This is a genomic window from Paenibacillus sp. PL91 (assembly GCF_012935325.2).
Lineage (GTDB): Bacteria > Bacillota > Bacilli > Paenibacillales > Paenibacillaceae > Pristimantibacillus.
Map to the genome: position 1 here is coordinate 1 of NZ_JABBYG020000037.1, position 24,080 is coordinate 24,080.

The 24,080-nt window shown below is 46.9% G+C and carries 21 protein-coding genes; 15 read left to right on the forward strand and 6 right to left on the reverse strand.

The features are described 5' to 3' along the window. The first annotated feature begins 536 nt into the window (after positions 1-536). The 8 genes from HI950_RS34315 to HI950_RS34350 all read left to right on the forward strand — a co-directional run bounded on the left by HI950_RS34315 (position 537) and on the right by HI950_RS34350 (position 11,097). The gene (locus tag HI950_RS34315) at positions 537-1,925 is read left to right on the forward strand and encodes an arabinan endo-1,5-alpha-L-arabinosidase (protein ID WP_169091421.1); all 1,389 of its coding nucleotides are present in this window, start codon (positions 537-539) and stop codon (positions 1,923-1,925) included. 30 nt (positions 1,926-1,955) lie between these two features. Further along, positions 1,956-2,942, forward strand: coding sequence for a glycoside hydrolase family 43 protein (locus HI950_RS34320; RefSeq protein ID WP_169091419.1), 987 nt, complete (start codon positions 1,956-1,958; stop codon positions 2,940-2,942). Positions 2,943-3,218: 276 nt separating this feature from the next. Further along, positions 3,219-4,583, forward strand: a complete 1,365-nt coding sequence (locus HI950_RS34325) for an ABC transporter substrate-binding protein (protein ID WP_223285677.1) — start codon at positions 3,219-3,221, stop codon at positions 4,581-4,583. A 92-nt stretch (positions 4,584-4,675) separates the two neighbouring features. Continuing rightward, a complete protein-coding gene (locus HI950_RS34330; protein ID WP_169091417.1) occupies positions 4,676-5,566 on the forward strand; it encodes a carbohydrate ABC transporter permease in 891 nt (296 codons plus the stop codon). A 30-nt stretch (positions 5,567-5,596) separates the two neighbouring features. Next, complete coding sequence (locus HI950_RS34335) at positions 5,597-6,439, forward strand: carbohydrate ABC transporter permease (protein ID WP_169091415.1); 843 nt, start codon at positions 5,597-5,599, stop codon at positions 6,437-6,439. 184 nt (positions 6,440-6,623) lie between these two features. Further along, entirely contained in the window at positions 6,624-8,126 is a 1,503-nt protein-coding gene (locus HI950_RS34340) for a DHA2 family efflux MFS transporter permease subunit (RefSeq protein WP_169091403.1), read from the forward strand. A 150-nt stretch (positions 8,127-8,276) separates the two neighbouring features. Then, the gene (locus HI950_RS34345; RefSeq protein WP_169091401.1) at positions 8,277-10,025 is read left to right on the forward strand and encodes a class I adenylate-forming enzyme family protein; all 1,749 of its coding nucleotides are present in this window, start codon (positions 8,277-8,279) and stop codon (positions 10,023-10,025) included. Next, positions 10,018-11,097 (forward strand): acyltransferase family protein, encoded by a 1,080-nt coding sequence (locus tag HI950_RS34350; protein WP_169091399.1) that lies wholly within the window; start codon positions 10,018-10,020, stop codon positions 11,095-11,097. Before HI950_RS34345 ends, HI950_RS34350 begins: the two co-directional genes overlap by 8 nt. 57 nt (positions 11,098-11,154) lie before the next feature. Here the strand turns inward: HI950_RS34350 and HI950_RS34355 are convergent, their stop codons facing one another. Beyond that, on the reverse strand, positions 11,155-11,385 hold the full coding sequence (locus HI950_RS34355; protein ID WP_169091397.1) for a hypothetical protein: 231 nt from the start codon (positions 11,383-11,385) through the stop codon (positions 11,155-11,157). Between the two features lie 163 nt (positions 11,386-11,548). Between HI950_RS34355 and HI950_RS34360 the strand changes: the two genes are divergently transcribed. Together HI950_RS34360 and bshB2 are read left to right on the forward strand one after the other, a co-directional pair. After that, positions 11,549-11,893, forward strand: coding sequence for a YojF family protein (locus tag HI950_RS34360; RefSeq protein WP_169091395.1), 345 nt, complete (start codon positions 11,549-11,551; stop codon positions 11,891-11,893). 23 nt (positions 11,894-11,916) lie between these two features. Next, positions 11,917-12,573, forward strand: coding sequence for a bacillithiol biosynthesis deacetylase BshB2 (bshB2, locus tag HI950_RS34365; protein ID WP_169091394.1), 657 nt, complete (start codon positions 11,917-11,919; stop codon positions 12,571-12,573). A gap of 58 nt (positions 12,574-12,631) precedes the next feature. Here bshB2 and HI950_RS34370 read toward each other — a convergent pair whose 3' ends face one another. The 5 genes from HI950_RS34370 to HI950_RS34390 form a co-directional block, all read right to left on the reverse strand. Beyond that, positions 12,632-12,955, reverse strand: coding sequence for an AzlD domain-containing protein (locus HI950_RS34370; RefSeq protein ID WP_169091392.1), 324 nt, complete (start codon positions 12,953-12,955; stop codon positions 12,632-12,634). Next, positions 12,952-13,626 carry an AzlC family ABC transporter permease gene (locus HI950_RS34375; RefSeq protein WP_411268191.1) on the reverse strand — a complete coding sequence of 225 codons (675 nt, stop codon included), beginning with the start codon at positions 13,624-13,626 and terminating at the stop codon, positions 12,952-12,954. The genes HI950_RS34370 and HI950_RS34375 overlap by 4 nt, the downstream gene beginning before the upstream one ends. Positions 13,627-13,779: 153 nt before the next feature. Continuing rightward, a complete protein-coding gene (gene katA, locus HI950_RS34380; protein ID WP_169091388.1) occupies positions 13,780-15,237 on the reverse strand; it encodes a catalase KatA in 1,458 nt (485 codons plus the stop codon). 243 nt (positions 15,238-15,480) lie between these two features. Then, the gene (locus HI950_RS34385; RefSeq protein ID WP_169091386.1) at positions 15,481-16,275 is read right to left on the reverse strand and encodes a WYL domain-containing protein; all 795 of its coding nucleotides are present in this window, start codon (positions 16,273-16,275) and stop codon (positions 15,481-15,483) included. Beyond that, on the reverse strand, positions 16,262-17,575 hold the full coding sequence (locus tag HI950_RS34390; RefSeq protein ID WP_169091384.1) for a helix-turn-helix transcriptional regulator: 1,314 nt from the start codon (positions 17,573-17,575) through the stop codon (positions 16,262-16,264). The genes HI950_RS34385 and HI950_RS34390 overlap by 14 nt, the downstream gene beginning before the upstream one ends. A gap of 195 nt (positions 17,576-17,770) precedes the next feature. Between HI950_RS34390 and HI950_RS34395 the strand changes: the two genes are divergently transcribed. The 5 genes from HI950_RS34395 to HI950_RS34415 all read left to right on the forward strand — a co-directional run bounded on the left by HI950_RS34395 (position 17,771) and on the right by HI950_RS34415 (position 23,927). Beyond that, positions 17,771-19,189: an RtcB family protein gene (locus HI950_RS34395; RefSeq protein WP_169091382.1), complete on the forward strand. Its 1,419-nt coding sequence runs from the start codon at positions 17,771-17,773 to the stop codon at positions 19,187-19,189. A gap of 516 nt (positions 19,190-19,705) precedes the next feature. Then, positions 19,706-20,824 carry a slipin family protein gene (locus tag HI950_RS34400; RefSeq protein WP_169091380.1) on the forward strand — a complete coding sequence of 373 codons (1,119 nt, stop codon included), beginning with the start codon at positions 19,706-19,708 and terminating at the stop codon, positions 20,822-20,824. 606 nt (positions 20,825-21,430) lie between these two features. Beyond that, entirely contained in the window at positions 21,431-22,594 is a 1,164-nt protein-coding gene (locus HI950_RS34405) for a YecA family protein (protein ID WP_169091378.1), read from the forward strand. Positions 22,595-22,639: 45 nt separating this feature from the next. Then, positions 22,640-23,404, forward strand: coding sequence for an AAA family ATPase (locus HI950_RS34410; RefSeq protein ID WP_169091376.1), 765 nt, complete (start codon positions 22,640-22,642; stop codon positions 23,402-23,404). Between the two features lie 19 nt (positions 23,405-23,423). Further along, positions 23,424-23,927 carry a CYTH domain-containing protein gene (locus tag HI950_RS34415; protein ID WP_169091374.1) on the forward strand — a complete coding sequence of 168 codons (504 nt, stop codon included), beginning with the start codon at positions 23,424-23,426 and terminating at the stop codon, positions 23,925-23,927. Positions 23,928-24,080 lie beyond the last annotated feature (153 nt).

Below are 24,080 nucleotides of genomic sequence, written 5' to 3' on the forward strand. Positions count from 1 at the left end.
GGCTTAGCTCAGCTGGGAGAGCATCTGCCTTACAAGCAGAGGGTCGGCGGTTCGATCCCGTCAGCCTCCACCATATTCTTTTATTCAGAAGCCTTGTTCAATTGAACAAGGTTTTTTTTTGTTTTAATCGGTATTTAATAATCAAGATTACTCTGTTTAGTACGTACGAATAACGTTAATTTTGCTTAGAAACCCTCTTAGAATAAAACGTCAATCCACGCTCCGATTTACACGTATTTTTCCATTTCCCAATCTTTCCGGAAGATGACCATTTTTCATAACATCCACCTCCTTGCTTAATCTCTTTAATGATTAACACCCGAAACAAATATGAAATTGAAGTTTTGGATTAACGATGTTAATCATAAATCTCCTTCGTTATAAACTAAACGTTAATGATATCATTAATAAATTTAGTAATTGACAGCAACAACAATCAATTGATAAAATTCACTTTAACATGAATTAATAAATAAATATATAAACATTACACAAAATTTTGAGAAAAGCTATTTTGTGACTCATGGAGGAATGAAATGAATCATCCGAGAAAACCGCCTGAGCAGCGACTGTTTGACCCGAGCAGCTTTGAGGATGAAACGACTTGGAGAACATTGAATACGCATGATCCTGGCATATTCAAAGACAAGGGCTGCTATTATACATTTTCAACTGATGCGATGTATCGGGAGAAGGGTCGGCCGCCTTTTCGCGGAGGCGTACAAGTCAGGCGATCGAAGGACCTCATTGATTGGGAGTGGGTTGGACATGCATTGGATGGCGTCCCTGAGCCAGCGAAGGCATGGACCGGGGCTGATGGGCTTTGGGCACCTGATGTTATAAAACTTCAAGACGCCTATTTGCTTTATTACTGCGCTTCTCGGTTCGGAACACGCCAATCGTTCATTGGAGTAGCGACTGCTGCTTGCCTAGAAGGACCATGGACGGATTTAAGCGAGGTAATCAAGACGGCTGAGGGAGACGACCTTAAGGTCAATGCGATTGATCCTAACGTCGTTTTTGATAAAGAAGGACGCTTATGGATGACCTATGGTTCTTTTTTCGGAGGAATCTATATCGCTGAGCTGAGTCCGAGCACCGGCAAATTGCTTCATAGCGGAATCGGAACTCTGCTTGCCCGCAGAGAGCGCAAGGTGAGGGAGGGGGCGGTAGAGGGTCCTTATATCGTCTATCATCCGCAATTCGATTATTATTATTTATTTGTCTCTTATGATTCACTGTTTACGAATTATAACGTCCGTGCAGCGCGTTCCAGAACGATTACCGGACCATACATCGATTATTCCGGCCATGTGATGACGGATACGGAGACGGCTGACCCGTCACAAATCGGTCTGAAATTGATGGGGGGATATCGCTTCAGCGATGCTCCTGGTTGGTTGGCACCTGGGCATAACTCGGTGTTAGAGGATAACGGAGCCTACTATATGGTGCACCACGCTCGGGAAGAAGTAAATAAGCACTGCTTCCATCTCCATGTGAGGCCTATTGTCTGGACGGAGGACAGCTGGCCGGTCGTTTCTCCAGAGCGGTACTCGGGAGAGCCGCTGCGGATAATATCGGCAAACGAAATAGCGGGTGAGTGGGAATGGATCATACATGATCCAAGGGCAGACGCAATAGTGGATGCAAAGTCGCTCTCCCTTCGACCAGACGGCAGTATAGACACGGATACAGGCTCAATCAATCATGGTTGGCGCGTCGTCTATCAAGAAGTCGTCGAGCTTCAACTTTCTAGTCACAATTTTGGCTGGGAATCACAAGAGGAGCTATGGACCTGCAGAGGGATGGTTCTACCCGCATGGGACTGGGAAAGAGAGCGAACAACGCTCGTATTCACAGGCTTAACAGACACAGGTATCGCAGTATGGGGCAAACAGATCAGACAGCTAGATGCAAAATAACCAGACAATCATAAAAGGGGTTTTGATGACATGATAAGCAAACAAGCAGCAGCGCAACTATTTACGAATCCGGTAATTCCGCAACGAGCCGATCCTTGGGTATACAAGCACACGGACGGATACTATTATTTTACCGCGTCGGTACCGGAGTACGATCGTCTCGAAGTTAGAAGAGCGAAAACGATTCAAGAGCTGGGCTCGGCGGAGCCCGTAGTCGTATGGCGAAAATACGAGACAGGTCCTATGAGCGCAAATATTTGGGCGCCTGAGATCCATTTTATCGGGGGGAAATGGTACATCTATTTTGCAGCAGCGAGAACTTCGGAAACAGTAGACGGATTATTTGATCACCGCATGTTTGTTATCGAGAATGACTCGGCTAATCCGCTAGAGGGTAATTGGACGGAAAAGGGGCAAATTAAAGCCAATTGGGAGTCTTTTGCTTTGGATGCAACGTCATTTGAGCATAAAGGCGTTCAATATTTGGTATGGGCCCAGAAGGATCCGGCGATTAAAGGAAACTCTAATTTATATATTGCGGCTATGAGCAATCCATGGACGATTAGCGGCAAGCAGGTCATGATTGCGACTCCGGAATACGATTGGGAAAAAATCGGCTTTCTCGTCAACGAAGGTGCGGCTGTACTGAAGCGAAATGGAAAAATTTTCATCAGCTTCTCCGCAAGCGCTACCGATTATAATTATTGCATGGGTTTGCTTTCTGCAGCAGATACGAGCGATCTGCTCGATCCGGCTTCCTGGAGCAAAACGGCAGAACCTGTATTCCAAACGAGTGAAGTGACGGGCCAGTATGGGCCAGGGCACAACAGCTTTACAGTGAGCCCGGACGGCAAGCAGGACATTATCGTATATCATGCTCGTAATTACAAAGAAATCGTGGGCGACCCGCTTTATGATCCAAATCGCCATACTCGCGCGCAAGTATTTGGCTGGAATGAGGATGGCACGCCTAACTTTGGCATCCCGGTCGCAGATGGAGCTGGGGTAGCGGAATAGTCGGATCACCTAATTCGCTTATTTGTTAATGACATAAAGTTTATAAACAGATTTATATAGCTTTCGAATAGAAAAAGCTGGTTAAGCTATTTTTACGATGAAATAAGACGATCAGACTGGCCTGTTGTAACTTTTCGACATGTATTGACAATGAAAGCGCTTTGCATTAATATGAGTTTAACAAAAGTATTAATTATTTAACAAATATGCTTACTTGATGTATTTGACATTAATTAATGACTGTTTGTGAACGCAGTACATTTAGGAGGGGTTAAGTTGGCAAAGAAAAAAGGTTTACTTTCCGTATTTGCAATCATGATGTCATTAGCCGTAGTACTATCCGCATGCGGAGGTAAAGACGATTCAGGCAACGCCGTCAACACGGGCACAGGCGAAAAAACAGAATCCAAACAAATTTCGTTTATGTTTAGAGGCGGTCCTGAAGAGCAAAAAGCTTATGAAGCAACTGTCAAAAAATTCGAGACGGACAACCCTGGCGTTAAAGTTAAAATCATTACAACAACTGGCGATCAATATGCAACGAAATTAAAAGCTGCCATTACAGGCAAAAGCGTTCCAGACGTCTTCTACTTTGACCCGGGCGATCTGAGAGCGTATGCAAACGGCGGCGTACTTAAGGATATCACGGAATACGTATCCGACGTAAAATTCGATAACATTTGGAAATACGGTGTGGATAGCTACCGGTACGACGGTGAAACAGTAGGACAAGGCAATATCTACGGTTTGCCAAAAGATGTTGGTCCTTTCGCGCTTGGCTACAACAAGGCCATGTTCGAGGCGGCAGGCATTCCATTGCCGGACAAGGACAAGCCCTACACGTGGGACGAGTTCATTAAAGTAAATCAGCAGCTGACAAAGGATAACAACGGCGACGGCAAAATCGACCAATACGGCACAGGCTTCAACGTAAACTGGGCTTTGCAAGCTTTCGTATGGAGCAACGGCGCTGACTGGCTCGATGAGACAAACACAAAAGTAACGATCGACGATCCGAAGTTCGCGGAAGCGCTGCAATATTTTGCCGACATGCAAAACGTCTACAAAATTACGCCTTCCATTGAAGATGCAGCAACACTGGACACTTACCAACGCTGGATGAAGGGCGAGCTTGCTTTCTTCCCAGTAGGTCCTTGGGATCTAGCAACGTATGAGACATTGCCTTTCGATTATGATCTAATTCCTTACCCTGCGGGCTCCACTGGCAAATCGGCATCCTTCGTTGGATCGCTTGGCATCGGTGTTTCCAACAACTCGAAGAGCCCTGAGCTTGCTGCCAAGCTTGTCACTTACTTAACAGCTTCGCCTGAAGGCCAGCAGCAGCTGGTTGATGCGAAGGTTCAAATTCCTAACCTGATTGACATGGCTGAGACTTGGGCTGCTAATTCAGAGACAAAGCCAGCTAACAAAAAAGAATTCCTTGATATCGTTCAAGAATATGGAAAACCAATGCCGAACACATTGACTTACAATGCAGAATGGTACCAACTATTCTTCACAGATATCCAGCCGGTGCTTGATGGTAAAGTAACGGCAGCAGATTATGTGAAAGCAGAACAACCCAAAATGCAAAGCTTGCTGGATAAAGCGATCGAACAGGAAGCCAAATCAAAGAAATAATAATAGCTAATCATTTTTAACCCGCAAGCCGTGATGTTAGTTCTCTCGGAGGACTAGCATCACTCTTATGCCGGGTGAATCAGGGGTGGAAGATGAAAACCAAGTCGAATCTCTATCGCAAAGAAAGCTACTACGGGTATTTATTTGTACTTGCTCCCGTTCTTGGATTTCTCTTGTTTACTTTGTATCCGCTTTTATATTCGCTTTACGGATCCTTTACCGACTGGGACGGCCTCGGCCGGATGGATTTTATCGGCTTTGCCAACTTTAAAGAAATATTTATGGATGAGCAATTCCATAAGGCTAGCTTCAATACATTGTTCATGATGATCGGCATACCAATTGAGATTGTATTAGCTTTGCTGCTAGCTCTTGGGCTTAATCGGAAAATGTTCGGTACAACAACCTTTCGTGTTGTTTACTACATACCGGTCATCTCCTCGCTTGCGGCGATTTCGATTTTGTGGCAATGGGCTTATAACGGCGACTATGGTTTAGTGAATCAGTTTCTTGCCCTATTCGGCATTGAAGGACCCAACTGGTTGACTGATAAATATACGGTGAAACCAGCACTCATTATTATGATGGTATGGAAAAACCTCGGTTACTCGATGCTTCTCTATTTGGCTGCGCTGCAAAGCGTACCCAAAGACTATTATGAAGCAGCGCAGCTTGACGGGGCAAACGCTTTTCAAATCTTCAAGCACATTACGTTCCCTATGGTTAAACCGGTTACCTTCTTTATCGTCGTAACGAAAGTGATCGGCGGCGCGCAAATTTTCACGGAAATCAACATTATGACATCAACGGGCGGTCCGGAATACAGCTCTGCCTCGGTCGTATTCTATGTTTGGCAGAAGGCATTCGGCAACCTGCAAATGGGCTATGCTTCCGCCATGGCGATGCTGCTCGGCCTATTCATCTTCGTCATTACGCTTGTTCAATTCAAGATGAATGAAAGATCGTCGAAAGACCTGGAATAACGACATCAGAGGGAAGGAGTGAGCCTAACAATGCTATCGGCCAAAAAGTTTAAAATTTCGGATGTACTCATTTTTATACTTATCAGCATAGGCGCTGTTTTCATGGTTGCACCGCTCATATGGACGGTCTCGACTTCGTTCAAGACGAAGGCGGAAGTATTCGCATTGCCGCCCGTATGGATACCGGAGAAATTTGACTTCATTAAATACATGGAGATTTGGGAAAAAGGACCGCTGCTCAGCGGTATTCAGAACAGCTTGCTGATTACGCTGTGCGTCACGATTATCGGGACGTTTACTTCGAGCTTAGCGGCATACTCGTTTGCGAAGCTGCGTTTTGCGCATAAGAATAAACTGTTCATGCTGCTGCTGTCCTCCTTAATGATTCCTTATCCGGCGATCATGATTCCGCAATTCATCATGTTCTCCGAGTTTGGCTGGGTAGATACGTTAAAGCCTCTTATTGTACCGGGCTTGTTCGGAAATATTATGATGATCTTCTTCCTGCGTCAATATTTGACCAGCGTGCCTGGCGCGATTATTGAAGCGGCGAAGATCGACGGAGCTTCTTACTTCGGCATTTTCACGAGAATTGTATTCCCGTTAATCCGGCCTGCGGTAGCTGCTCAAGTTATTCTGTGGTTTATGGGCATCTGGAACGATTATTTGGCGCCGATCATTTATTTGAATTCGCCAGAGAAGCAAACGCTTCAGCTTGTTATCGCGAATTTTAACGCTACCTATGCGATTCAAACGGATTATCCGCTCATTATGGCGGCTTCATTCGTTGCTTTGCTTCCAATGCTTATCATTTTCCTTGTGTTCCAAAAACAAATTATCGAGTCTGTCGCTATTTCTGGCGTTAAGGGTTAGCAGGGTAGGGACAGGGCAGGGCAAGGCAAGGCAAGAACAGAGCCACGGAGCTTATGATCCGTGGCTCTGTTCTTTTTTAATTTAATCCTTTGTGAAAGAAAAAATGGTTGCCATTGAAATTGCTTTAGAACTAAACTATAATAGTTAAGCTGTAAAGTAATAATAAAGGGTGTGGGAGTACTACATGAATCAAGAAGAGCTTAAGAAGGTGCGTTTCTGGCCTGTAATGATTGCTATTTTTATCGGTTCTTTTTTATGCGTATTGGCGTCAGCTACGATCAACTTGGCGCTCGAAATTTTGAAGGATCATTTTGACACTTCGCTGGGCTCCGTTCAGTGGACGTTAACCGGCTTTATGCTGGCGATGGGCACGACAGCGCCAATTGCCGGTTATTTGGGCGAGCGGTTCAGCTATAGAAGACTATACCTGTTCTCATTAATTGGATTTACGCTTGCATCGGTATTATGCGCCTCCGCGTGGAGCGAAGGCTCGCTAATCTTGTTTCGCGTCTTGCAGGGCGCATTCAGCGGCTTGATTATTCCGGCTACGATGTCAATCATCTATCAGATTATTCCGCGGGAGAGGCAAGCGATGGCCGTCGCGTTCTGGGGCTTGTCTGCCATGCTGGCGCCAGCCTTCGGCCCAACGATTAGCGGCTGGGTGCTGGAGAACATGAATTGGCATTGGCTGTTCCTCATGAACATTCCAATAGGGCTTATTGCGATCGGGTTTGTATATGCCTATATTCCTTATTACCGGATGAACGTTCCGAAGTCATTTGACGGACTGGGCTTTCTGACCGTTATTGTAAGCAGCTCTTCCTTGCTGCTTGCACTCGGCCAAGGCCACACCTGGGGCTGGGGCTCTTGGAAGATCGTCTCCCTGTTCGTGGTTGGCGCCGTTGCCCTCGTCCTATTCGTATGGCGGGAGCTGACGGCCGAAACGCCGTTGCTCAATTTAAAGGTGTTTAAAAATGGCCGCTTCACGTTAAACGCGATTATCTCAAATATTATTACAATCAGCTTGTATTCGGGCACCCTGCTGACACCGATATTTCTTCAAAGAATCCAGCATGTGTCTGCAATGGATACGGGCATGATCCTGCTGCCGGCTTCCCTAGCGATGGCTCTGCTTATGCCTGTTGTCGGCAAGCTGTATGGCATTATCGGACCGCGCTGGCTTATGTCTGGCGGGATTTTGCTGCTGACGATCGGAACGCTTGCGTTAAGCTGGTTAAGTATTGACGTATCGCATGCTTATGTCATTTGGTGGATGATCGTGCGGAACATCGGAATTGCGCTTGTCGTTATGCCTTCGAGCAACGCGGCAATGGAGCAAATCCCAGCTGAGCTCTCCGGGCATGCATCCGCAATAACGAACTGGACGAGGAATGTATTCGGATCATTCGCTATTGCTATTTTCACAACCATGCTCGCATCAAGGTCCATTACCCACGCTACTGACTTTATGAAGGCGGGCGATGTCGACGAGCTTCATATTTCCATGATGTCTTTCACGATGAGCGTGAACGATGTGTACGTCGTTGCAACGGTGGTAGCTGCTGTCGCGCTGCCGCTCAGCCTGTTCGTCGGCAAGGCGAAGCGGACCGATGGAACGAAGAAGAAGGCGGGCAAAGAAAAAGAAATAACCGGCCAAATGGCTGCTTCGGTTTCCTCCAAATCATAATAGAAGCGCTGCAAGAGAGTGAGCTATCTCTAAGCAGCGCTTTTTTTGTTAAAATTGTTCTTTATTAAGAACTTCATTGGTGCTATATTAGACGTGTTAGTGCCGTATATTATACATTTGCGGGGGTCAAGAATGAGGAAGAACACCAATATGTTAAACAAAGATACGATACCCTATTTGCTTCAAAAAAGAGCTGCCGAATGCCCTCATGATGCTGCATACAGCTTTCCGGCCGACTCTTCGCATCATACATGGCTGTCCATTTGGGAAGAGTCCCGTCTTGTGGCCAAGGGCTTCTTGCAGCTTGGCATTAAGAAAGGCGATACGATCGCGCTGCTTATGGCAGGCAGGGTAGAGCTGGTCATTTCGATGTTTGCCGCAGCTTGTGTAGGTGCCATCATTGTTCCGCTCAATACATACTCGAAGAAATCGGAGCTGCAGCATTATTTGAAGGACTCCCGTTCGGCAGTTCTCATTATGGGTACTGAGGGACAGCATATTCATTACCTAGCGATGATGCAGGAAATCATTATGGACAGCAATAAGGAGGAAATGGATGGCGACTGGCTCCCGAAGCATATTTTTGTGCTGGATGAAGCAAGTAAGCTGACTGCTCCCTTTCAGTCATTTACGCAGCTTGGTGCGCTTGGCGCAGCGGTGGATGAGAGTGATTTTTTAACAGCATGCAAAGTCATTGTCCCTAAGGACCCCCTGATTCTTCTATACACTTCAGGTACGCTCGGCATGCCAAAGGGTGTGCTTCGTTCTACAGCCTCCTTTCTATTATCCGCTAATGTTGGCGAGCAGCCAGCAAGAAGCACTGCGCTGCTCATGAAGCTAAGCGATAGAATCACCCGTTATTTTTCGATTATGAATCTGCTGCCCTTATATCATTTAGGCGGTTTTGCTACTTTATTTACAGGCTTAAAAGCCTGCAACATTCGGATAGTCATGCTCAGCCATTACAATCCCGTGAACGCCCTCTCCGCTATTGAGACGGAAAGGTGCAGGGTGCTTATCGGCACGCCGTTTATGATCCAGCAAATGCTGTCTTCGCCGAAGAGGAATGAGTTCGATTTGAAGTCGCTGCTCGGAGTAGCTTTTACTTCCGCTGCGGTGAACAATACGATTTTGCAAAAGATTATGAAAAACTTGGATCTCTACTTTTTTATGGTGAGCTACGGCTCCTCGGAGGCTGGTGCGGTTGCGAATGGAACATGCTTTATCGACCGCAGGAACAACCTGTTATTACGTCTGCTTTATCAGTTATTGAAGCATACGAGCCTGTTAAGCGGAATGATCCCTTATAAGGAGTTTGAAAAAGGCACCTACAGCATCGGCGGAAAGGTCGATAAGGTCGTAGAGGTGAAAATCGTAAATCCGGAAACCGGGGAGACGATGGCGCCTCATGAGCAGGGTGAAATCGCGATTCGCAGCCACCGAGTCATGCGCTATACGAATGAGCTACAAGGCAGAGCAAGCATTACCGCAGACGGATGGTACAATTCCGGAGACTTAGGCTTTTTGGATGACAGAAGAAATTTAACGATCACCGGAAGAATGCATAGGATGATAACGCGCGGCGGCGAGAAAATATCTCCGATTGAAATTGAAAATGTGCTGCTGAGGCATAAGGATGTCGAGGAAGCGCTTGTGATTGGCGTGCCGGATGAGCTATATGGGGAACAGATATGTGCCTGCATCGTAGCGAAGCAGGGGGTTAATCTAACCTCTGACAGGCTGAAAAATGATTTGGGACCGTATTTGTCGGCATTCAAGCTGCCGCGTTATTTTGTGTTTCTTCCTGAGTTTCCGCTCTCGCCGACAGGGAAGATTTCCATTGCGGATATGAAGTCGCTCGTCATTAATGGGGTAGGAGAGACTCGGAAACATGCGTAAATATTATCCGGGAATAACGCTTTTTAAGCTGGGAGGCTCTTTGCTCGTTCTGGCAGCTCATGTGATGCTGTTACGCTATATGACGTTTCTTCCAGGACAAGCGCTCGTTCAGTTTGCTTCACTCGCGACGAGGGTAGTCGTGCCCTGCTTCTATGTCATAGCGGGTTTTCTAGCGTATAAGAGCTGGAGCAATGCAGCTAGCTCACGCTCGTATATTCAAAAGTATATAAAGCGCTTGCTCATCATCTATTGCTTCTTTTGCTGTATCTTTGTTGCGGAGAACATCGTGCCTAAATTGATTAGTGACGGTCTTTCGGCTGGCAATCTCTTTGTACAGGCTAAAATACTCGTTATTGCGGTGTTCCTGAACGGTCCGTTCATTCAATTTTGGTTTATTCCGCCGCTTATTTTTGGTCTTCTCGCCGCCTACTGGTTATTTGAGAAGCAGCATGCCCGTCTTGCAGTCATATTGGCGCTCACAGCATTTGTTGCCATTCAATTCGTTTCTGGCAGCTTGATGAAGGTTTTCGGCGTAACCGCTGCAAGCTTCTCGTTCATCGATCCCGACTATATGGGGTATTTGAATTTATTTGCGACGAGGTATATTGGTTTTGGCTTTACGTTCGTTGTTGCTGGCGTTTTTCTTGCTAAGCATGAAGCGCAGTTTATGAAAATTAGAGTTAAGCCTTTTCTTTTTTCAGCCTTACTCTTTACCGTCATCGAGACATTTCTGCTGCTACAATTAAGTGAATGGACGACGGATTATAAGCTTGCCCTCAGCATGCTTCCGAATACGCTGCTTATTTTTTACGGCATCCTTCGTATTAAGAGTCCTGCGATCCAGTCTTATCATAAAAGGATAAACCTGTTCAGTATCGTAACGTTTTTTGGCCATGTTTTGTTTATGCGAATAAATCTGCTGCTGATGGGCTGGAATACTGCAAGCATGAGCGTCGGACAGCATTTTATTTTCTTGTTCCTCACACTCATTGAATGTATGGCGGTTACGGCATTCTTTGGCTTAGGCTCCAAGACGCTGGCTGCGAAGCAGGCGAGAAATTTGCCGTTGTAGCACAAAAAAATCCTGACCGCATGAGGTCAGGATTTTGTGTCTATTTTTATAGACAGCTTAATTGTGTCCGTCAGCTGCATGTTCAGCCTCATCATCATCATCTTCTTCCGGGGATTCCTCCAGGCGGAAATCATCCGTTTTCGCGCCGTCCTCCCAGATTTCGACGAATAGAGCATCGCAATGCTCAAAATCAGCTGAGCGCAGCGACAGCGCTTTTTCCTCATCAGAGCCTACATACACATTTTCCAAACCGTCTTCGTTAAACGATTGTATGACATAAATTTTCATAGCGCAAAGCCTCCTGCATGTTAATCTTGTAGCAGTATACCACAAAATGCCGGAGGAAAAGCAGATGTTATCAATCGATATTTTCTTTGCGTATAAGTATGTTAGAATGATTTCAATATCAGTTTCATTAAGCAGGCTGTGCTGATATATGGGAGGGATATAAATGCAGCTTATTAATCAAGAAAAGGTACAGCTGAGAATAGATAGCTTGAAGGATCAAGATCTATATATTCATCTGGAAATGACAACGGGAGCTTATGCTGCCCATCTCGATAGCTCCAAGCATCCGGCCGCTAACTTCATTACGAATGCTGTCATTCGTTATTCGCATGGATCGATTGCAGGAAGCGGGCCTTATCGGGTCGGCTTGAAAATGATACAAGGCTGGATTTACTCAGAGGGGCTCACCCACTGGGAAGAGACGGAGCAGGAGAGGCTGATTCTGGCAGGGCATGATGGACAAGGAAAGCTGATCGTATCGCTGCAGCTCAGCAGGGTGCCCTTCTGATGAGAGAGGAGAGGAGAAGTTCTGTGGGACAAAACATTTTAGTTGTATTTCCGCATCCCGATGATGAGGCTTTTACCGTATCGGGCACGCTGGCTAAACATATACAAGACGGAGCGCATGTCACTTTCGCTTGCTTGACGCTTGGGGAAATGGGCCGGAACATGGGGATTCCGCCATTCGCCAATCGGGTGACGCTGCCTGCCATTCGAAAGCTCGAGCTGGAGGAGTCCTGCCGCGCTATCGGCATACAGGATCTGAGAATGCTGGGCTTTCATGATAAAATGATTGAATTCGAGGACCAAGGCCGGCTGGACGGGGCAATAGATGCAATCTTGAAGGAGCTGCGTCCGTCGATCGTGTATACCTTTTATCCAGGCTACAGCGTTCATCCCGATCATGAAGCATGCGGAGCAGCTGTCGTTCGAACCATTAGCAAGCTCCCAAAGGAAGAGAGGCCGGTTGTTTATTGCTCGGCTTTTGCCAAGAACCATCAGGAGGCGATCGGCATGCCTCAAGTTGCAAATGATGTGAAACACTTTTTGAAGCAAAAAATGGCGTCTATTGAGGCTCATCGTTCACAGTTCCAAGCGGCTGAGCTGGTAGGCAGCAAAAAGCTGACGGATGAGGAAATTGGGGAGCGCTTTGGAACAGAGCGCTTCTGGATCTACCCATTTGAGTAATCTGGCCATACGCAAGTGGCTCTAAGGATTTTTCCTTAGAGCTTTTTTTGTGCTTATGCTAAAAAATGAACCGAACTATAGCAGCAGTTGCGATGCCTACAAGGACGGTAAGCAATAAACTTTTCGACTTTAGTGCGGTCAGAAGTGTCGGGATAATGATGATAAGGGTATGCCAATCGATTGAAACCGCTGAATCGCTCTTGACTAGAACGCCTTGCACGATCAGTGCGGTAAGCAAACAGACCGGGATATAATTTAGAAATTTAAGCAATGGCTGAGGCATGTTCATGTTTCGGATAAGGACAAACGGTGCGATGCGGGGGACAAACGTCACCAAAGCACAGCCTAAAATAACGAGAAGCAACGATAGATCGATCCTCATTTCTCCGTCACCGCCCCAATAGCTGCACCGATGATCGTTGCGAGCAGAACAGCCATATAAATAGATAGAAAGAAGGACAGTACGTATACAGCTATAATCGTATAGACAATAAGGGACAAGTAATGCTTCAGCTTAGAGCCTGGCAATGCGGCAAGCTGCAGGACGAGCAGTGCCACGAACATGGCAGTCAAAGCAAAATCCAGTCCGAATGCCGTAGGATTTTCAATCCAGCTGCCCAGCCATGCGCCTGCCATGCAGGAGATGATCCATACTACATATGCGGTTACATTTAGGCCGTTCATCCAGCGGTCGTTAATGGGCAAGCGGCTTGACGTTCTGAGCGAAGCGACGCCAAACGATTCATCGGTCAGAAGCGCTCCAATTCCTACGTTTTTGAGCAGGGAGTAGCGCGTGAAGTATGGGGCCAGCGCCGCGCTCATTAAGAAATGGCGCAGATTCACGATGAAAGTGGTGGCAATAATAGCGGAAGGCGGGCTCATGGCCATTAACATCGCGCAAATGATGAACTGCGAAGCACCGGCATAAACGAGTGCCGACAACAGCCCGATTTCCAGTACGCTAAGCTTGGCGGATGCTCCAACGATCCCCGCTGCGAGTCCAATGCCAATGTAGCCAAGAAGCGTCGGTATGCAATCTCTAACTCCTTGCATGAATGTAAGTGCTGATTGTTCTTCGTGTGTTTCCAAAATCATAATCTCCTTGTCTAATTCTTAGCTGTGTATGAATGAATAATAATAAAAAACCATGCGGCTGTCGAGTTGGATTCGAGAGCCGCATGGTTTGAATATAAAGGATAAGTGCAATTAAGCTTGCTGCGAGATAGACAAGCCAAGCCCCTCGGCAACACGTTGTCCGTAGTCGGGGTCGGCTTTGTAGAAGTGGCTGATTTGACGAAGCTTAATTTCGTCCTTCTCTACCGGCTTCATCGCGCCTACAATCGTTTCGATTAAACGGGCGCGTTCCTCTTCGCTCATTAGACGATAGAGGTCGCCTGCCTGCGTATAATGGTCGTGATGGTCGTAGCCTACGCTGTCTGCCTGGCCCGATACCTCAAACGGAGCAGGTTTATTCGTGGCTGATTCCGTAGGACCGCCATAGCTGTTAGGCTCGTAATAGATCGATGCTCCTCCATTGCCGTCCGCACGCATTTGGCCGTCGCGCTGGTGATTGTTCACCGGGGCGGTTGGCCGATTGATCGGCAGCTGATTGTGGTTGGCGCCAACGCGGTAGCGATGGGCATCGGAGTATGCGAAAAGGCGGCCTTGCAGCATTTTGTCAGGTGAAGCTTCAATGCCGGGAACGAAAGAGCCAGGAGAGAAGGTTGCTTGCTCAACCTCGGCAAAGTAGTTTTCAGGGTTGCGATCGAGCACCATGCGGCCAACCTCGATTAACGGATAATCCTTCTGGGACCATACCTTCGTTACGTCAAACGGATCGAAACGATATGTATTCGCGTCCTCGATCGGCATGATCTGTACATAAAGCTTCCACGCCGGGAAATCGCCGCTTGCAATCGCATTAAACAAATCCTCGGTATGATAATCAGGATTCTCACCGGCAATCTTGGCAGCAACCTCATTGGTGATGGTTTTGATGCCTTGCTCGGTTTTGAAATGATATTTGACCCAAACTGCTTGCCCCTCGTCGTTCACCCATTTGAAGGTATGACTGCCGAAGCCGTGCATATGTCTTAATGTAGCGGGGATACCGCGATCAGACATGAGGATCGTGACCTGATGAAGCGATTCCGGCGATAAGGACCAGAAATCCCAAATGGCGTTCGGGTTTTTCAAGTGAGTTTGCGGATGACGCTTCTGTGTATGAATGAAGTCGGGAAATTTAATCGCATCGCGAATAAAGAAGACCGGTGTATTGTTTCCTACTAAATCATAATTGCCTTCCTCGGTATAGAACTTTACGGCGAAGCCGCGCGGATCACGGACCGTATCGGCAGAGCCAAGCTCGCCGGCAACGGTCGAGAAGCGGATGAACATCGGCGTGCGCTTTCCTACCTCGGACAAAAAGCTTGCTTTAGTAAACGACGTAACATCATGCGTAACTTGGAAGTAGCCATGGGCACCTGCGCCTTTAGCGTGAACGACGCGCTCAGGAACACGTTCTCGGTTGAAGTGAGCTAGCTTTTCTAGAAGGTGAACATCCTGAATTAATGTAGGACCACGAGAGCCTGCTGTCATCGAGTTCTGGTTGTCTCCAACTGGAGCACCCCAACTAGTCGTAAGCTTGTTTTTGTCAGTACTCATAATAGAATCACCTCATTGAATTTGTGTGTCTGTGCCTCATTTTATATGTTACCGCTTTCCATAGGAAAATCAATATCAATTTATAATGATTATAAATAAAATTTTTCGTCAAAATGTGAGATTGGCTGTCGTTTGAATAGGGGAAATGGGTAACCGTGGAGAATAACCAGACCGACTGGAAGTCGTAAATGGAAGAGCTGGAGCTAGAGCTTCTAAAAAGGTGATTTTTGTGATTCATGAACGTTATTCCTCATAGCGTCCCAGCGCTTTCGTAGCCGACTCCAGCATGCGGCTGCGAAGCTGCTTATTATTAATAATGTTTACCCGTTTTCCGAGAAAGCGGGTTTTCGAGAGCACATATTCGCTTTCGCCGCTAGAGAAGAAGAGACGAATCGTATACGCATTGGTATCCGCCTCATAGCTCACTTCTTTCTCAAAGCATGAGAAAGCATACAAAATACGCGACAGCTCTCCATTGTATTCAGGCATCACGCGTATATCAGCGCTTATGCTTCGTTTCTCCTGCAAAGCATAGACCTTCGCTCGCAGCTGCTCGTAATAATCCGCTCCGCACGCTTGCTCACCTATCGCAATGATCTTATCCAGCTTTGTGCTCATTAGCATCCGGTTTTTCGCATGATACCAAAGGAGGTACCATTCCCTTTTAACCATGGAATATTCGAGCTTGTAGGGAAAACATTCCTGCTCGATATGCGTACGTTCATTATTGATGCTGTAGCTAAGGCGCAGCATGCTCTTATTTGTAATGGCCTGCCTTAACGGTCGAACGTTCGGATGGTATGCATGCTTTTCTTTACTGGCTGCCTTATGCTGCAGCTCGCCCGTATCCAGAGCAAGGTCTTGCTCTAGCATAAGCTGCAGCTTTTGTAGTGTTTCTGGAGAAAAGGCTTCGGCTGCAGCAGGATGACGCAGCATGGCCTTTAACCAGCCGCGCTCATGGGCCGTTACCATAAACGTTCCCGAATCCTCAAGCTTAGATAAAATTTGATAATTAAATATTTTCTCAAACAGATTCATAGTACGCCTTGATCTCCTTCCACTCTGCAATCATTTCCTGCCGCAGCCTCGCAGGCGCCAGCACCTCGCAGCTTGACCCGAAGCTTCGAATCCATGGCTTAATCTCGACTGTGCCGTTTACTTCGATTTCATAGATAAAGCTATCATCCGATTCTTCCACGATGTTGCCCCATTGTCCTTGAAGCAGCACGCGCTCCCTAACGAAATTGTTGATTCCGTGTCCCGGATGAAAGAAGCGCACGCGAACCGTGACAGGCCTGCCCGTATCGATCAGCCAGCTATGCTTGGTACGCTGCTCGAGTTCCGTCTTCTTGGCCTCGTAAAGCTCTTCGGCAACGACATCCCCTTCAGCGATTTGCGTTAATCCTTCCAAGCGATATTTTTTTATGCCATGCCTGGCGTGGTTGCCTAGCAAATACCAACGGCCATATTGATGGTCGTAGACGACCTTAAGCGGCAGCGTCGTCTCTTGCATGCCCTCGGTATCGCGTTCGAATAACGGATTTGTGTTTTTGGCGGCATAGCTCGTTTCTTTTTTTGGCGAGAAATACAGAAAGCTGATCAATCGCCGATTGCGGATTGCGCCTAGCAGCGTGAAGAGATGGGCTTCATCCAGAATCCGAGAGTAATAGTGATACTTATATAAGAAAGGCTCGATCTGGCCATAGTCAGCCTGTCTGCGGGCAATATGCTTTTTTAAGCCGTCGCGCAGCAAATAGCCTTGGACGGATGGAACCTGCGTGTTCGCCATAATGTCTACAAAATCATATAGATCGAGCAGCTCATCATGAGAGAGCTCACGGACAAAATCATTATAGATGCGATAGCGGAAGGGGCGGGCACCCGGCTCCTTCTTAATCACGCCAACCTGCTCCAAATATTTGAGGTCGCCGCGTATCGTCTTCTCGTCGGGAAGCGATAACTCCGCCGGCATGCTGCCGCAGCACAAATCAAGCAGCTCCATAGCCGTTAACGGCTTTTCGTGCATAGCTGCGAGCAGCAGTGAAATGCGCTGGCTTTCGGTTTCCTTAAGAGACTTCGCTCGAAATAGAAACAGCAGCATCGGATCGGATGAATCGAGATAGCTGTAGCGGATCGTCTCGGCAAACTCTTTGCCCTGCTCCTCGGGCAGCTGCTGATGGACGGCGCTCACGATTTCTTTGAGCCGCTTTATCGTTTTATCAAACGTATGGATAGAAATGCCAAGCCGGTCTGCGTATTGCTGACGGTTATAGGCCCCGCTGGTCAAGACGAGCATACGCAAAAACTGAATCTCCTTATCAAAGCTTTCTCTTGCCATTTCTGAATTCCCCCGATCGTAAGCAACACTCTCCATCTATCTTAACAGGAAGCTGAAGGTTTTGAGCAAAAAGGAAAATTTTCCTTTGTCGTAATACTTTCGCCATGTTCGCAGGTCTCCAAATAAGAGAAGATAGAACTCGTAAGAAGGAAGTACGGATGATTGAAAAAAGCAACGGGCACAGGAGGTTTGACAATGTTGATGCAGCATAAGAGACATGGCGGCAATCATCATGAAATGGAGCTTGAGCATGGTAAGCTTCACTTATTCGCTAACGAAGAGGTATTCCAATCCTTTGAAAATAAAGTATTTGATATGGCTAACAACAATTTGCAAATTCCAAGGAATCGATATATGAGCTACACCCCAGATGCGCATGTTGGCATAGGAACGTGCATTGGCACGACGGCGGTATGGAGCATGAGAGACGGCTGTGTATCTCCATCAATCGTCGGCTCGGATATCGGCTGCGGCATGCGTGTTCATTCGACCTCGCTGCATAAGCGCGATATTCAAGATAAGGACATTCGAAGAGCGCTGATCGCGGCTATCGAAAAATACGTGCCGACGAACGAGCGCACGAATTCGAATTACGACGATATCGACGTGATGAGCGTCGTGCAGCATGGCTTGAAGGGACTTCCCGAGAAGTATGTTCCGAATGAGCAGTGGCTGACCCATGTGGAGCAATCCCATTTTGCGTATGACCACACTTATTTGAAGCAGCTTCCGCCCAAAACGATGAAGTATGCACGCGGGCAATTAGGAACGCTCGGAAGCGGGAACCACTTCATTGAAATTCAATATTTGGAGATCAATGAGGAATATGCACAATTGGCGGCAAAATGGGGCTTGTTCGACGGGCAGGTTGTGGTGATGATCCACTCCGGCTCGCGTTCCTGGGGCGGCATGATCGGCCGGGAGCATAATAAGGTGATCAAGGAAGCGATGAACCAGTGGGGCGTTAGCAATCCCGACCCAAGCTTAATTTATGCTCCCATTGCGAGTCAGGAAGGGCAAACTTATCTGAATCTGATGTATTCTGCGCTCAACTTTGCGGTAAGCAACCGGCATATGATCGCGTTCGGTGTACGTGAAGCTTTCCGAGAAGTATTCGGAGCAGATCTGAAAATGCCCGTGCTTTACGATCTGATGCATAATTACGCGCTCAAGGAGTTTCATCGCAATGAGCCGATGCTCGTTCATCGCAAAGGAGCGACGCGTGCGCTTCCGCCGGGCCACTTCTTAAATACGCCGGTGTATAAGGAGACGGGGCATCCGGCGCTTATACCCGGCTCAATGGGAACCTCTTCCTATATTATGGTGGGGAAGAACGAAGGCTTGAAAAACTTCTATTCCATCTGCCATGGAGCGGGCCGTGCAAGATCCCGCAGAGCAACGAAGGAGCTCGTGACGGTCGACCAGTTCGAGCAATCGCTGAAGATCGGCACGGAGGAGGAAATCCTCGTCAACCACCGTTCACTAGAGACGATTCTCGATGAATGCCCGCAGGCCTACAAGGATGTAGACCAGATTATCGACAGCGTCGTTGGCGCATCATTAGCTGCCGTGGTGGCCAAATGTAAGCCGATGGCCGCCATCAAGGGGATCTAATCCATTACTTTCGCTATTAAAGATAACTTCAATAATAGATGAGGTTCATGTACGAATGGCGTACCTTGGCAGGGACCTTCCTAATGTCCCGCAGTGCTCGCGCACGCTGTGCGCTTGTATGCTGTATGACCATATCGGCTGAATCTCCCAATTAATAAGGGTTCGAATCCCTTGGTTATCGCCTAACCCGCGATAACTCTCTGGTAGAGCTTGTAGAACTCCCTTCCAAGGAGACCGTATTTGAGAAAAAATCGGCCTTTAACAGGAGCTCTCAGAGCGAGCTTATGTTCGTTCACTACAGCGAAGCCTATGCAATCGGTGGATACCGACTGGAGCCGGCTGCCTCTTATGACTGAATAGGAAATAGCTCGATATCGGGTGGATTGCGCATTCGAATTCGGCTAGTGATAACGAAGCCATAAAGCAGCTCTACTCCCTTCTTAAGCCTGATTCCGGCCTAGCCGCAGGAGAGCTCCTGTTATGAAGGCCAACACAAATGCAAAGAGGTGTTTAACGATGTTCAAAAAAGTAATAATTAAAAACGACGAGCGCGGTTTGCTTTTCAAAAAAGGCAGTTATATCAAGCATTTGCAGCCGGGCGTATACCGCCACAGCTCGTTTTCAGACGATAGCGTTATTTTGCAAAATGTAGCGAAACGATTTGCCGTTCCGAACAAGGAGCTAAATCTGTTTCTTCAGGATGCTCAGCTTTTAGAGGAACTGACAATTGCGGACGTACAGGATTATGAGTATGTGCTGCATTTTGAGGATGGCAAGTTCAGTTCGCTTCTGACCTCAGGATTGTATGCCTTCTGGAATGTTATGAAAAAACATACGTTTATTCGTGTTGATATACGTAATCCTGAAATATCGGCAGAAGTTGACCGTTCGCTGCTGGCGAAGCTGCAAGGTTATATACAGGTGTTCGAGGTGGCAAGCCACGAATCCGGCCTGCTTTTCTACAATAATGTATTGCAGCGGGAGCTTCGTCCGGGCAGGTACTTTTTCTGGAAGGGACCTACTAGCGTGCAGGTAAAGACGGTCGATTTGCGCCAGCTGCAGCTGGATATGACCGGACAAGAGATTATGACGGAGGACAAGGTGACGCTGCGGCTTAACTTTGTGTGCCAATATAAAGTGATCGATCCGCTGAAGGCGATCCAGATCAAGTCGTTCGAGGAGCAGGTGTATATTTTGCTTCAGCTTATTTTGCGAGAGTATGTAGGTACGCTGAAGCTGGACGATCTGCTGCGCATGAAGCAAGAAATCGCGACGTTCGTCCTCTCGCGCTTGAACGAGCAGAAGGAGCATTACGGCGTGCAGTTCGCATCGGCGGGCCTTAAGGATATTATTTTGCCAGGCGACATCAAGGATATTCTGAATACGGTGCTGCTTGCGGAGAAGAAGGCACAGGCCAACCTTATTACTAGGCGCGAGGAGACGGCCTCGACCCGCAGCTTGCTGAACACCGCGAAGCTGATGGACGAGAACGGCACGCTGTACCGCTTGAAGGAGCTTGAATTTCTCGAAAAAATTTGCGAGAAGATCGGCACGATCTCCCTTACCGGCGGTGGCAATCTGCTAGAGCAGCTTAACTCGCTCCTAAGTGTGAAGACGATAGATAAAATAGGATAGCGCTAGCTTAAGGAGCTGGTCTCGAAGGTCTGGAATGGCCTTTAGAGGCAGCTCTTTCTTTTATTGGTGGAGGAATCGTTGAGCTGTCGGGCCGACCAATCGCAGTTGATGCAGCCGAACACACGAAAGTCAGAAATAGATCTAGAAAGTAGATCTATTCCACACAAACTAGCCTCTTTCACAGAAATAAGTCTAGAAAATAGACCTATTGTATCGCGTGCCCTACAAAATGAGCTTTTAAAACCCAGAAAATCGAAAATAGATCTAGAAAGTAGATCTATTCCACACAAACTAGCCTCTTTCACAGAAATAAGTCTAGAAAATAGACCTATTGCATCGCGTGCCCTACAAAATGAGCTTCAATACCCCGATTTTTTTGTGAATAGGGATATTCCAAAAGTAAGCTGCGAGCTTTGGAAGAGTCCTTTTTATTCATGTCTGTATCCATCATTAACAGGGCAAATTTACAATTTATGAGGAGAAAATTAAATTATTTTGTTTGATTCCATCTTCAATTTTTGTTATCGTTGAACCTACATGTTTTTTGGGAATGCTTTTATAATAAGAAGAAAAGCTTAAAATTTATTTACGATTTAGGAGATTAATATGACTACAAAGCTAGATAAGGCAATGGAAAAATTTTGGCCGCAGCTTACTTATCCACTAACTTATGCGGATGCGCTAGGCACATTATCGAAGCAGCAATTGACTAGTATTCGTACGAATTTGCAAATAAGCAACCTAAGCTCGCTGAATAAGCAGGGGCTTGTTGAGAAGCTGTCTGAACTGATTCCTGAGAATATTAACATAGCAACTCGCTGCTTTGACCATAATAGATGGAAGCTCGTTCAGAAAATCGTAAAAAACGATGGCATTTGGGACAAGCCGCTGCTCGAACTCCAACAATATGAATATTTCCGCGAGCGCGGAATTCTATTTCCATCGACAGTAGATGGCAAACAGGTAGTTTTGATGCCTTCCGAGCTGGTCGCATTTCTTAAAGAGGGCAATCTAATTGAGGAGCAATCGAACGTCAATCGAAATACGGAATGGGTTCGGATGACGCAAGGCTTGCTGTATTATTACGGCGTGCTCTCACTAAATGAGCTGAGAGAGTTTGTTAGTACGGAGGCGGATGGTCAGCTTGCAGTCTCTGATTTTATGAGCTTTTTAATCGAGGCATCTGCCTATTATGATCAGATTGTGATAGACAACGGTGACAATAATTTCGTTTACGATTACCGCGCAGCAGATCCGCAAGCCATTATGAAGGAGCGGGCGCTCAGACATGATCTCGATTTTTGCCCATTTACGAAGCAGCAGCTCGTAAAAGCAGGGGAGCCTGACTATGTTGAGCGGAGCAGCCAGTATATGAATTTGGTACGCTACGTCCTTGATCGCTATGAGATTGATCGCGAAGAGGCAGATCTTATGGCAGAGGAATGTGTCGACGCAACTAAAAACGGTGCTTCCCTAGCTTCCGTTATCGAGATTGCGAAACGATTTATCGATATTCCGAATATGCAGACCCTGACAGCTATAACGAATCTGATTGTGCCTTTAATGAACAGCACAAAGCAGTGGGCGATCAAGGGACATTCCCCAGAGGAGCTGGCTGCCAAACGGGCAAGCGTCAGCATGTTGCTGAATGGCGCCCCTACAAAAACCGTTCAAGCAGATGTGATTGATATCCAGTCGAAGAAAAAAATCGGCCGTAATGATCCGTGTCTTTGTGGCAGCGGTAAAAAGCATAAGAAATGCTGCGGTTAGCAGCCGTTAGCAGACACTAATCAATCGATCTGGGAGGCGTACTGCGTGAGACAAAATCAGCAAGGGCTTTATTTAAGAAGCGTTAAGCTGCTTAGGGAGTCAGTACCCTCCTTCGATGCCTATCCCTTTCATCTAAATGCGATACAAAACTTAGATGAGCTGGAATTCCATCCGAAAGTAACGTACATCGTTGGCGAAAATGGCATGGGAAAGTCTACGCTAATGGAAGCGATCGCGATAGGGCTTGGATTTAATCCGGAAGGCGGAACGATTAATTTCAACTTTTCAACGGAAGCTACGCATTCCGAGCTTCATCAGCATTTGAGGCTTGCTCGCAGCGTACATAAACCGAGGGACGGATTCTTTTTTCGCGCGGAGAGCTATTATAATTTAGCTACAAATATCGATCAAATGGATCGCGAGGGCGGCCGCGGCGGTCGCATTATTGATTCGTATGGCGGAAAGTCGCTTCATCAGCAATCGCATGGCGAATCATTTTTTGCAACGTTCCTCCATCGTTTTAGAGGAAACGGACTCTATATGATGGATGAGCCGGAGGCGGCTCTTTCTCCTTTTCGCCAAATGGCCATGCTCTCTCGTATCCATCAGCTTGTGGGGCAGCGCTCGCAGTTTATTATCGCTACGCATTCTCCGATTTTGATGGCGTATCCGGATGCTGTCATTTATAATTTGACTTCGGACGGCATAGAGCGCACACCATTAGAGGAGACAGATCACTTTTTGCTGATGAAGCAGTTCGTTAATAACCGAGAAAGAATGCTGCACGAGCTATTTCAAGAAGAGGATTAGAACAAAGGAGCTGTTAGGGATGTCATTAGAGATTGAACGCAAGTTTTTGCTGCCGCAATTTCCTGGCGCATTAATAGAAGAAGCGGAGCTTAAGGTACTCTCTGAGCAAAGAATTGAGCAAACCTACTTGGCTATGGATGAGAATCAAGAGCTGCGCGTTCGGCGTCTGGTGGATATGGCGAGCGGCGAGGTTTCTTATACGCATACCTTCAAGCTAGGAATCGGTCTCTCCCGTGAGGAAATCGAATACTCGATATCGGAGAGCATCTACGAGCAGGTCATTAAGGCTTTTGGATTCGTGCCACTGACAAAGAACCGAATAACCGCTGAATGGAACGGTCGCATCATCGAAATGGATACCTACGATCAAATCGAGCTTTCTGTGCTTGAGGTCGAGTTTGACTCGGAAGAAGCAGCCAATTTGTTTCTGGCTCCGGAATGGTTTGGCAAGGACATTAGCTCTGAGAGACAATACAGCAACAAAAAAGTATGGCGTGAGCTGCAAGGAAAAACAGCGTTATAAGCAAGGTTCAAACGTGTAATTGCGATTATTTGAAAAAAGTTTAAATAAACGCTTGACCTGCTAGGCTCAAACATGGTATATTCTAATTCCGGCCGAGAGAAACACGCGGACGACAAGCGAAACACAAGAGAGAATAGATTGCTCTTTGAAAAC

Coding starts and splice junctions, on each gene's coding strand:
- HI950_RS34315 (WP_169091421.1), top strand. CDS start 537: ATGAATCATCCGAGAAAACCGCCTGAGCAGCGACTGTTTGACCCGAGC.
- HI950_RS34320 (WP_169091419.1), top strand. CDS start 1,956: ATGATAAGCAAACAAGCAGCAGCGCAACTATTTACGAATCCGGTAATT.
- HI950_RS34330 (WP_169091417.1), top strand. CDS start 4,676: ATGAAAACCAAGTCGAATCTCTATCGCAAAGAAAGCTACTACGGGTAT.
- HI950_RS34335 (WP_169091415.1), top strand. CDS start 5,597: ATGCTATCGGCCAAAAAGTTTAAAATTTCGGATGTACTCATTTTTATA.
- HI950_RS34340 (WP_169091403.1), top strand. CDS start 6,624: ATGAATCAAGAAGAGCTTAAGAAGGTGCGTTTCTGGCCTGTAATGATT.
- HI950_RS34345 (WP_169091401.1), top strand. CDS start 8,277: ATGTTAAACAAAGATACGATACCCTATTTGCTTCAAAAAAGAGCTGCC.
- HI950_RS34350 (WP_169091399.1), top strand. CDS start 10,018: ATGCGTAAATATTATCCGGGAATAACGCTTTTTAAGCTGGGAGGCTCT.
- HI950_RS34355 (WP_169091397.1), bottom strand. CDS start 11,385: ATGAAAATTTATGTCATACAATCGTTTAACGAAGACGGTTTGGAAAAT.
- HI950_RS34360 (WP_169091395.1), top strand. CDS start 11,549: ATGCAGCTTATTAATCAAGAAAAGGTACAGCTGAGAATAGATAGCTTG.
- HI950_RS34370 (WP_169091392.1), bottom strand. CDS start 12,955: ATGAGGATCGATCTATCGTTGCTTCTCGTTATTTTAGGCTGTGCTTTG.
- HI950_RS34375 (WP_411268191.1), bottom strand. CDS start 13,626: ATGCAAGGAGTTAGAGATTGCATACCGACGCTTCTTGGCTACATTGGC.
- katA (WP_169091388.1), bottom strand. CDS start 15,237: ATGAGTACTGACAAAAACAAGCTTACGACTAGTTGGGGTGCTCCAGTT.
- HI950_RS34385 (WP_169091386.1), bottom strand. CDS start 16,275: ATGAATCTGTTTGAGAAAATATTTAATTATCAAATTTTATCTAAGCTT.
- HI950_RS34390 (WP_169091384.1), bottom strand. CDS start 17,575: ATGGCAAGAGAAAGCTTTGATAAGGAGATTCAGTTTTTGCGTATGCTC.
- HI950_RS34395 (WP_169091382.1), top strand. CDS start 17,771: ATGTTGATGCAGCATAAGAGACATGGCGGCAATCATCATGAAATGGAG.
- HI950_RS34400 (WP_169091380.1), top strand. CDS start 19,706: ATGTTCAAAAAAGTAATAATTAAAAACGACGAGCGCGGTTTGCTTTTC.
- HI950_RS34405 (WP_169091378.1), top strand. CDS start 21,431: ATGACTACAAAGCTAGATAAGGCAATGGAAAAATTTTGGCCGCAGCTT.
- HI950_RS34415 (WP_169091374.1), top strand. CDS start 23,424: ATGTCATTAGAGATTGAACGCAAGTTTTTGCTGCCGCAATTTCCTGGC.